Origin of the sequence: Roseisolibacter sp. H3M3-2, assembly GCF_029211165.1 — a bacterium.
Taxonomy (GTDB): Bacteria; Gemmatimonadota; Gemmatimonadetes; order Gemmatimonadales; family Gemmatimonadaceae; genus Roseisolibacter.
In genome coordinates, this window is sequence record NZ_JARGEK010000182.1 from 1 (window position 1) to 9,206 (window position 9,206).

Here is a 9,206-nt window from a genome sequence, read left to right on the forward strand (position 1 = left end):
ACCGGCTCGTGCTGGCGCAGGGGCGCGTCGCGGTCGCGCTGGCCGCGCTCGACCTCGCCGCCGGCCGCCCCGCCGCGCGCACGCGCGTGGCGCTCCAGCAGGCGCTCCCCGCGCTCGACGGCGCGCGCCTGCGCGTGCACGTGGTCGAGGTCACCTACCCGCCCGGGGGCGCCTCGGCGCCGCACGCGCACCCGTGCCCCGTCGTCGGCCACGTCGTGCGCGGCGCCTTCCGCACCCGCGTCGCCGACGGCCCCGAGGTCGTCGTGCGCGCCGGCGAGAGCTTCTACGAGGCGCCGGGCGTCGCGCACACCGTCTCGGCGAACGCGAGCGCGACCGAGCCGGTGACGTTCACGGCGACGTTCGTGTGCGATCGGGAGGGGCCGCTGTCGATTCCCTCGCCGGGGACGCGGTGAAGCTCGCCTGCGACCTGCGACCTGCGACCCGAGAGCGGCCGTGAGGTCGCAGGTCGCAGGTCGCAGGTCGCAGGTCGCAGGTCGCAGGTGGACGCTCATGGGTCGACCGCCCCATACCGCCCCCCACCCGCCTCCCGGATATTCGGGTCGTCGCGCCGCGCTACCGAGCGCGCGCTGCACGCATAGATCCTCACGACGTCATAGATCGTCAGTCCCGGAGTCGTCCGCATGTTCCACACGACCCTCGTCCGCGCCGCGCGCCGCGCCGCCGCGCTCGCGCTGATCGCCAGCAGCGGCGCGAGCCCCGCCGCGGGTTCGGTGCTCCTCACGAGCGCCGCCCGCGGCGGCGGCCCGGTCACCGCCCCGCTCGCGTTCACCGACGCCGACCTCGACGCGTACGAGCGCGGCATCGCCCGCGAGGCGCAGCTGGTCGTCGCCGCGCGCGAGCGCGGGCGGGCCGCCAAGACCCCGGCCGAGCGCGCGAAGGCCGCGCAGGCGGAGTGGGAGGACGCGACCGCCGCCGGCGGCGCCCAGGCGGCGGGGCTCCCCGTCGCCCGCTACCGGCAGCTCCGCGCCACCCTCCACCGCGTGCTCTCGACGCTCGACTTCCAGGGGAAGATCGACGGCCCGCAGGAGATGGACGTGTCGGCCGCCAACCCGGAGATGAAGAAGCGCCTCGCCGGCGACCCGTTCGCCGAGCTCGCCCCCGCGTCGGCCGCTGCCCTCAAGGCGCGCCTCGGGAGCGTGGCGAAGGCGTACATCGCCTACATGGAGCTCGTCGCGGTCAACGGCTGAGCCGTCGGCGGCCGACCACGAGCGGCGCGCGCCGTGCAGGCGGGGGGCGGGGTCCGATCCGGACTCCGCCCCCGCTCTCATTCCCAACCCCCCGCGCAATGCCCGCGTCCCGCGCCCGCGTCGAGGTCGAGCACGGCCTCGACGACCTGCACTGCCCCGTCTGCGCCGCCCCCGTCTACACCGCGGCCGACGGCCCGTCGGAGCAGACGTGCGAGCACGTCCGCTTCTTCATCGACTGGGAGGGGGAGCTGGCGCTCGCCGAGCCCGACTCCTTCGTCGGCGACGACCAGAAGGTGCAGCAGGCGATCATCGACCTCGTCGAGGGGACCGAGAGCTGGGACGACTTCCTCGACAAGGTCCCCGCCGTCCTCCCGGCGTCGGCGCTGGTGCTCGAGCTGGTCCACCCGGCGGGGCGCGACGGCGAGGAGGCGACGGCGGTCGTCGCCTTCGACTTCACCGCCCCCGACATCGCCTGAGGTGGCCCCCGTGCGCATCGCCGACCTCCTCGGGCCGCAGCTGGAGCAGGAGCTCGCCGTCACCCGCCGCGTGCTGGAGCGCACCCCCGACGAGGACGGGGAGTGGCGCCCGCACCCGAAGTCGTTCCCGATCAAGCACCTCGCGCAGCTGATCGCGCGCATGCCCGGGTGGACGGCGATGGTGCTGCAGCGCCCCGAGCTCGACATCGCGCCGATCGAGGGGCCGACGCAGGCCGGCTACTCGGTGCAGCCGACGCGCGAGCTGCTGGAGCTGTTCGACCGGGGGGCGGCCGAGGCGCGGGCCGCCGTCGCCGCCACCGAGGACGCGCAGTGGCTGGAGCCGTGGACGCTCAAGGCGCGCGGCGAGGCGCAGCAGACGGCGTCGCGCTACCACATGTGGCAGACGACGGTGCTCAACCACCTGGTGCACCACCGCGCGCAGCTCGGCGTGTACCTGCGGCTGCGCGACGTGCCGGTGCCCGGGATGTACGGCCCGACCGCCGACGAGAAGAAGTAAGGAGTCTGTTCGGCGGGTGACCGGGGGGGCGGGCGGGATGGTCCCACGGGCATGCGCCTCTTCCGGCCATCCCTCGCCGCCCTGCTCGTGCTCGCGTGCGGGGCGGCCGACGCCGGCGTGGGGCCGCTGCCGCCCGGCGGCCACCACGTCCTGTTCGTCGGCAACAGCCTCACCTACGTCAACGACCTGCCGCGCACGCTGGCCGACCTGGCCGCCGCGGGGGGCGACACCGTGCGCACGGCCGCCGTCGCGCGCCCCGACTTCGCCCTCGTCGACCACGCCGCGGGGCTGAGCGACGCGGTGCCCGCCATCCGCCGCGGCGGGTGGGCGTACGTCGTGATGCAGCAGGGCCCCTCGTCGCGCGGGGTGAACCGCGACACGCTGGTCCTCGGCGCCCGCGCGCTGGCGACGGCGATCCGCGAGGCGGGCGCGCGGCCGGCGCTGTACATGGTGTGGCCCGCGCGCGCCAACGCCGGCGACTTCGACGCGGTGCGCGAGTCGTACCGCGCCGCCGCGTGCGCGGTGGACGGCGTGTTCGCGCCCGCCGGCGAGGCGTGGCGCGTGGCGTGGCGCGACGACCCGTCGCTCGCGCTCTGGGGCGCCGACGGCTTCCACCCGTCGCCGCTCGGCACCTGGCTCGCGGCGCTGGTGCTGTACGAGCGGGTGACGGGACGCGACGCGCGCGCCCTCCCCGCCGAGGTGCGCGTGGCGGGGACGCGCGTGCCGGTGCCGGAGGCGACGGCGCGGCTCCTCCAGCGCGCCGCACACGAGGCGAACACGACCTGGGTCGGGTGCCCCATGGGGAGCGGGTCGGGCCCGGGGTAGTGTCCGTGCAGCACCCGACACCCTCCGAACCCGCCCCGATGCTCCGACCGACGATCCTCCTGCTCGCCACGCTCGCCGCCTGCGGCGCGACGGGCGACGCCGCCGATACCGACACGACCTCCGCCGACACCGCCGCCGCCGTCGAGGCGCCCGCGGCCGCCCCCGCCGCGCCCCCCGCCGAGCCGACCGACGCGCCGCTCGTCGCCGCCGACGTGGAGCGCTACGCCAAGGGGCTCGACGCCGAGCTGGAGGCGGTGCGGCAGGCGGGCGCGCAGCTCAAGGCCGCGAAGAGCGGGACCGACACGCTGTCGGCGCTCGACGCGGCGAGTGAGCGCCGCACGCGCGCCGCCGGCGCCGCGGCGGCGGGCGTGAGCGAGGACCGCTGGCAGTTCGTGCGCGGCCACCTCGGCGAGCTGGCGACGGCGATGGTGCCGAGCGCGATGGAGACGAACGGGCAGATGCCGGCGCCGATGGTCGCGCAGATCAAGCAGGGGCGCGAGGACGGGCTGGCCAAGCTCGCCGCGCAGACGCCGGCCGAGGTGGTCGAGGCGCTGAAGCCGCGCGCGCAGGCGCTGGCCGACCAGCAGCTGCGCCTGGCCGGCGAGCGCCTGCGCCTGGCGACGGGGCGCTGACCCGACGGCGTCCCGGCCGGCGACGCGGCACGGGGGGTGCGCGGCGGCGGGGCACATGCGCCCCGCCGCCGCGCGCCGTCTCGGCGCCACCCTCCCCCTCGCCCTGGCCGCCGCCTCCGCCGGCTGCGCCGGGCTGCTCGGGCGCGCGCCGATGGAGCGCGAGGTCCGCATCGACCTCCCGGTGTCGCGCGACGCCGCGGTGCGGCGCACGCTGGCCGCGTTCCGCGCGCAGGGCTACACGGTGCGCGAGACGCTGACGTCGGGGACCGCGCCCGAGTCCGAGCCGTTCTCGCACCGCGGCGAGGCCGACGCGGTCTTCCGCGCGCAGGTGACCGGGTCGCGCGGCGAGTCGCGCGTGGTGCTCACCGGCGAGTGGCGCAACCGCGAGCTGGGCGGGCTGGTGCGCGGCCCCTACCGCGAGCTGAAGAGCGGCGAGGACGGGGTGGCCGGCGAGCTGTGGGCGCGACTCGTGAATCTGGGGCTCGTGATCCGCCGCCCCTGACCGGGCCTTCCCCCACGGAACGACACGCACCGGGAGCACATGGAGACGCCGCGCGAGGTGACCGACGAGGACGGGCTGACGTGGAGCTGCGTGGAGGCGCTGGCCGACCCGGGGGAGGGGAAGGTGGCGGTCGTGTGCACGCCGAGCGGCGGGGCGCAGTCGGAGCGGCTGGAGCTGCCGGTGGACTGGCGGACGTCGCTCGACGACGCGGCGCTGCTCGCCGAGCTGTCGCGCGCGCGTACCCGGTCCGGGTGACCGGGGTCACGGAGGCGTCGCCGTTTCCTTGACGGATCCCCCTCCGGCCTGCACCATCGCTGGGCCGGGACGTCCCGGCACACAGATGTTCAACGCCGGAGGGATCTGGTGAACGTGCGGACTGCAGGGGGATACGCGGGGGGCCGGGGCGCCGCCGCGCTCGCGTCGCTGGCGCTGGTCGCCGCGTGCTCGACGGACCCGACCGCGGGGCTGGCGCCGTCGGAGGCGCCGTCGCGCGACGCGAGCGTGTCGCAGGGGCGGGCGCCCGAGTTCGTGCCGGGCGAGGCGCTGGTGAAGTTCCGCGCCGGCGCCTCGGCCGAGGGACGCGGGCGGGCGCTCGCGCGGGCGAACGCCAACGCGCAGGAGCGCATCCTCACGGCGACCATGCGCCGCGCCGGCGACGACGAGGGGCTGACGCTGGTCCGCACGGGGCTCGGCACGCCGGACGCGATCGCGCGGCTGCGCGAGGATCCCGACGTCGAGTACGCGGAGCCCAACTGGGTCTACACGGTCGACGCGACGTCGAACGACACGTACGTCACCGGCAACCAGCTGTGGGGGATGACCGGCACGTACGGCAGCGGCGCCTCGGCGGCGTGGGCGGCCAACAAGACCGACTGCTCCAGCGTGTACGTCGGCATCATCGACGAGGGCTACATGTACACGCACACGGACCTCGCCGCCAACGCCGCGACCAACCCCGGCGAGACCGCCGGCAACGGGAGGGACGACGACGGCAACGGCTACGTCGACGACGTGTACGGCTGGGACTTCGACGGCAACAACAGCAGCGTGTTCGACGGCACCGGCGACGACCACGGCACGCACGTCGCCGGCACCATCGGCGGGACGGGCGGCAACGGCACGGGCGTGGCCGGCGTCTGCTGGAAGGTCAAGCTGATGAACGCCAAGTTCCTCGGCAGCCGCGGCGGCACGACGGCGAACGCGGTGAAGGCGGTCGACTACTTCACCGACCTCAAGACGCGCCACGGCATCAACCTCGTCGCCACCAGCAACTCGTGGGGCGGCGGCGGCTTCTCGCAGGCGCTGCAGGACGCGATCGCGCGCGCGAACAACGCGAACATCCTGTTCGTCGCGGCCGCGGGCAACAGCACGTACAACTGCGAGACCAGCGCGTGCTACCCGGCCGAGTACCCGAACGCGAACGTCCTCTCGGTCGCGTCGATCACGAGCACCGGCGGCATCAGCTCGTTCTCGAACTACGGCTCGACGACGATCGACATCGGCGCGCCGGGCAGCGGCATCGTCTCGACGGTGCCGTCGGGCTCGCGGAACCGCGTCACCTCGGGGTACGCGAGCTACAGCGGCACCTCGATGGCCACGCCGCACGTCAGCGGCGCCGTGGCGCTGTACGCGGCGTACCACCCGGGGAGCAGCGCGGCGAGCATCAAGTCGGCCATCCTGAGCAGCGCGCTCCCGACGGCGTCGCTGAGCGGCAAGACGGTCACCGGCGGCCGCCTGAACGTCAGCGGCTTCTGATCGCATCCGTGATCTGACGAAGGGGCCGGCCTTCCCCGGAGGGCCGGCCCCTTCGCGCGTCCGCGGGCGCCCTCGTGTGGCGGTCGCGATGCGGCAGGCGCGCCCGCCTCACGAAATCGTCATCGTGTCGCGGCGGCGAAGCGGGGCGGGGGCGCCGACACCTAGGGGTGATCCCCGACTTCCGTGACCGCCCCGCCCGAACCCGCCGCGCCCCCGGGCGCCGACCCCGCGCGCCTCGGCGCGCCCAGCCGCCTCGCCGCCGTCCGCGCGTCGGGGGTGCTGCACGGCGCGTCGAACCCCGTCCTCGACCGGCTGTCGCGCCTCGCCGCGCAGCTGCTGGACGTGCCGTCGGCGGCGGTCACGCTGGTCGACGACCGGCGGCAGCACTTCGCCGGCATGGCGGGGGTGCGCGGGTGGGCCGCCGAGGGGCGCGGCACGCCGCTCTCGCACTCGATCTGCCAGCACGTCGCCGCCACCGGCGCGCCGCTGGTGGTCGAGCGCACCGCCGAGCACCCGCTGCTGGCGGGGAGCCCGGCGGTGGACGAGCTGGAGGTCGCCGCCTACGCGGGCGTGCCGCTCACCACCGCGGCCGGCGAGACGCTCGGCGCCCTCTGCGCGATGGACGTCGCGCCGCGCGTGTGGACGGCGCACGAGGTCGAGGGGCTGCGCGAGCTGGCGCGCATGGCGATGGCCGAGCTGGAGACGGCCGCGGTGCTCGGGCCGTCGACCGCCACCGGGACGCAGCGCGCGGTGGACGCGGCGCGCGAGCACCCCGACGACGGCGAGGGGGCGCTGGCCGAGCTGCGGCGCCGCGGCGACCGGTACATCGGCGGGCTGCTCGCGTTCCACGTCGTGCTGGCGCTGGCGCTGGGCGGCGTGCACGGCACGTGGCCCGAGACGCTCGCCGTGACGGCGCTCGCCGCCGGCGGCTTCGCGCTCGCCGCGTGGCGCCGCCCGGGGGCGTTCGTCACGCGGGTGCTGGCCGGGGTGGCGCTGCAGGCGTTCTGCGCCCTGCACATCCACCAGATGGACGGCCTGGCGGAGATGCACTTCTTCTTCTTCACCGCCACCAGCGCCATGCTGGTCTACCAGGACTGGCGGGCGGTGTGGCCCGGCGTCCTGGCGATCATCGCGCAGCACTCGCTGTTCGCGCTCTGGCACAACGCGGGGGTGCACCCGGGCGGGCGCGCGTTCTTCGAGCCGGCGAGCGTGTCGCTGGCCAAGATCGCGTTCCACTTCGGGATCGCGCTGCTGCAGGTGGCGGTGGTCGCGTACTGGGCGGAGGTGCTGCGGCGGCGCACGGCGGACGACGCGCGGGCGCGGCGGCAGCTGCACGCGCAGGCGACGGCGCTGCAGGCGCAGATCGCGGCGCGCGACGAGACCAACGGGCGGCTCGCGGCCAGCGAGGCGCGCTTCCGCACCGTGGTCGAGAGCATCGACCAGGGGCTGGTGATCTCCGACGCCGCCGACCGCATCGTGTACGCCAACTCGCGCGCCGCGCAGATCGCCGGGCGCGACGTCGGCGAGCTGGTGGCCGGCGTGGGGCACGAGCTGCTGGTGCCGGCCGAGGAGCGCGACGCCTTCCTCGCCCACCGCGCGCGGCAGCTCGACGGCGCCGCCGGGCGCTACGAGATGCAGCTGGTGCGCAAGGACGGGACGCGCGTGTGGGCCGAGGTCGGCGGCGTCCCGTTCCGCGACGAGCGCGGGAGCGTGGTCGGCACCATCGGCGTCATCGCCGACATCACCGAGCGCAAGGCGCTGGAGGCCGAGCTGCGGCGCCGCGCCTACGAGGACCCGCTCACCGGGCTCGCCAACCGCGCCCGCTTCCAGGAGCGCGCCGAGCGCGCGCTGGGCGCGCCCGACGCGGCGGGCGACGACGCGCGGCGCACGGCGCTGCTGCTCGTCGACCTCGACGACTTCAAGACGGTGAACGACTCGCTCGGCCACGCCGCCGGCGACCAGCTGCTGGCCAGCGTGGCGACGCGCCTGCTGGCGGCGACGCGCGGCAGCGACACGGTGGCGCGCCTGGGCGGCGACGAGTTCGCGATGCTGCTCCCCGCCGTGCGCGGCGAGGAGGAGGCGGTGCTGGTGGCGAAGCGCGTCGTGGCGACGCTCGGCGTGCCGTTCCGCGTCGGCGGGCGCCCGCTGCGCCTGGGCGCCAGCGTCGGGATCGCGCTCGCGCGCGGCGGCGAGGGCGCCGACGACCTGCTGCGCAACGCCGACCTCGCGCTCTACCGCGCCAAGTCGCAGGGGCGCGCGCGCTACGAGCTGTTCGCGCCGGCGCTGCACGCGGCGGCGGTCGAGCGGCTCGAGCTGGAGGGGGAGCTGCGCGCGGCGATCGCCGGCGACCAGCTCGTGCTGCACTACCAGCCGATCGTCGACCTGCGCGGCGGCGCCACGCGCGGCGTCGAGGCGCTGGTGCGCTGGCGCCACCCGGCGCGCGGGCTCGTGCCGCCGGCGACCTTCATCCCGCTCGCCGAGAGCACGGACCTCATCGTCCCGCTCGGCCGCTGGGTGCTGCGGCGCGCGTGCGACGAGGCCGCGCGGTGGCCGGGGGGCGACGCGGCGCCGTCGGTGGCGGTGAACGTGTCGGCGCGCCAGCTCGCCGGCGACGACTTCGCGCGCACCGTCGCCGACGCGCTGCGCGACTCGGGGCTGCCGCCGCGCCGGCTGGTGCTGGAGGTGACGGAGAGCGTGCTGCTCGGCGACCTCGACGCCGCGCTGCGGCGGCTGGAGGCGCTGCGCGCGCTCGGCGTGCGCCTGGCGCTCGACGACTTCGGCACCGGCTACTCGTCGCTCGCCTACCTGCAGCGCCTCCCGGTCGACCTGCTGAAGATCGACCGCACCTTCACCGCGGGGCTCGACGGGAGCGGGCGGCGCGCGGCGCTCGCGCGGTCGATCGTCGCGATGGCCGACACGCTCGGGCTGGAGACGGTCGCCGAGGGGGTCGAGACCGACGCGCAGCACGCGGCGCTGGTGGCGCTCGGCTGCCGGCTGGCGCAGGGCTACCGCTACGCGCGGCCGATGGACGCCGACGCGCTGCGCGCGTTCCTGGCGGCGGGGGCGGTCGAGGCGGCGTAGCGCACGCGCGGCGGCGGTACCGGCGCGTTACGCGCGCCCGCGCGCCCCGTGACGGTGCGCGGCGAGCGTGTGCGGCGTCCCCCGCGACCCACCGAAGCCCCGCACCCGCACCGCCATGCGCCGCCTCCTCGCCGCCGGCGTCGTGCTGCTCGCCGCCTGCGCCCCCGCCGCGCCGCGCCCCGCCGGACGGACCGCGCCCGACGCGCCGCC

Annotated in this window: 10 protein-coding genes; all 10 read left to right on the plus strand. The window is 76.6% G+C overall.

Annotated elements, in window-relative coordinates; translation table 11 throughout:
- Positions 1 to 413 (plus strand): cupin domain-containing protein (locus PYV61_RS14965; RefSeq protein WP_275832935.1); only part of this gene is annotated, 413 nt, incomplete at its 5' end.
- A gap of 228 nt (positions 414 to 641) precedes the next feature.
- Positions 642 to 1,208, plus strand: coding sequence for a hypothetical protein (locus tag PYV61_RS14970; RefSeq protein ID WP_275832937.1), 567 nt, complete (start codon positions 642 to 644; stop codon positions 1,206 to 1,208).
- Between the two features lie 98 nt (positions 1,209 to 1,306).
- Positions 1,307 to 1,684: a hypothetical protein gene (locus PYV61_RS14975; RefSeq protein ID WP_275832939.1), complete on the plus strand. Its 378-nt coding sequence runs from the start codon at positions 1,307 to 1,309 to the stop codon at positions 1,682 to 1,684.
- Between the two features lie 10 nt (positions 1,685 to 1,694).
- Positions 1,695 to 2,201, plus strand: coding sequence for a DinB family protein (locus PYV61_RS14980; RefSeq protein ID WP_275832942.1), 507 nt, complete (start codon positions 1,695 to 1,697; stop codon positions 2,199 to 2,201).
- 51 nt (positions 2,202 to 2,252) lie between these two features.
- Entirely contained in the window at positions 2,253 to 3,026 is a 774-nt protein-coding gene (locus PYV61_RS14985; protein WP_275832944.1) for a hypothetical protein, read from the plus strand.
- A 38-nt stretch (positions 3,027 to 3,064) separates the two neighbouring features.
- Positions 3,065 to 3,658 carry a hypothetical protein gene (locus PYV61_RS14990; RefSeq protein WP_275832945.1) on the plus strand — a complete coding sequence of 198 codons (594 nt, stop codon included), beginning with the start codon at positions 3,065 to 3,067 and terminating at the stop codon, positions 3,656 to 3,658.
- Between the two features lie 55 nt (positions 3,659 to 3,713).
- Positions 3,714 to 4,160, plus strand: a complete 447-nt coding sequence (locus tag PYV61_RS14995; protein ID WP_275832947.1) for a hypothetical protein — start codon at positions 3,714 to 3,716, stop codon at positions 4,158 to 4,160.
- A gap of 39 nt (positions 4,161 to 4,199) precedes the next feature.
- The gene (locus PYV61_RS15000) at positions 4,200 to 4,415 is read left to right on the plus strand and encodes a hypothetical protein (protein ID WP_275832949.1); all 216 of its coding nucleotides are present in this window, start codon (positions 4,200 to 4,202) and stop codon (positions 4,413 to 4,415) included.
- A 108-nt stretch (positions 4,416 to 4,523) separates the two neighbouring features.
- A complete protein-coding gene (locus PYV61_RS15005) occupies positions 4,524 to 5,915 on the plus strand; it encodes a S8 family peptidase (RefSeq protein ID WP_275832952.1) in 1,392 nt (463 codons plus the stop codon).
- A 183-nt stretch (positions 5,916 to 6,098) separates the two neighbouring features.
- The gene (locus PYV61_RS15010; protein WP_275832954.1) at positions 6,099 to 8,996 is read left to right on the plus strand and encodes an EAL domain-containing protein; all 2,898 of its coding nucleotides are present in this window, start codon (positions 6,099 to 6,101) and stop codon (positions 8,994 to 8,996) included.
- Positions 8,997 to 9,206 lie beyond the last annotated feature (210 nt).

Bases quoted from the DNA above. Each gene is read 5' to 3' on its own strand.
- PYV61_RS14970 (WP_275832937.1), top strand. From the start codon at position 642: ATGTTCCACACGACCCTCGTCCGCGCCGCGCGCCGCGCCGCCGCGCTC.
- PYV61_RS14975 (WP_275832939.1), top strand. From the start codon at position 1,307: ATGCCCGCGTCCCGCGCCCGCGTCGAGGTCGAGCACGGCCTCGACGAC.
- PYV61_RS14985 (WP_275832944.1), top strand. From the start codon at position 2,253: ATGCGCCTCTTCCGGCCATCCCTCGCCGCCCTGCTCGTGCTCGCGTGC.
- PYV61_RS14990 (WP_275832945.1), top strand. From the start codon at position 3,065: ATGCTCCGACCGACGATCCTCCTGCTCGCCACGCTCGCCGCCTGCGGC.
- PYV61_RS14995 (WP_275832947.1), top strand. From the start codon at position 3,714: ATGCGCCCCGCCGCCGCGCGCCGTCTCGGCGCCACCCTCCCCCTCGCC.
- PYV61_RS15000 (WP_275832949.1), top strand. From the start codon at position 4,200: ATGGAGACGCCGCGCGAGGTGACCGACGAGGACGGGCTGACGTGGAGC.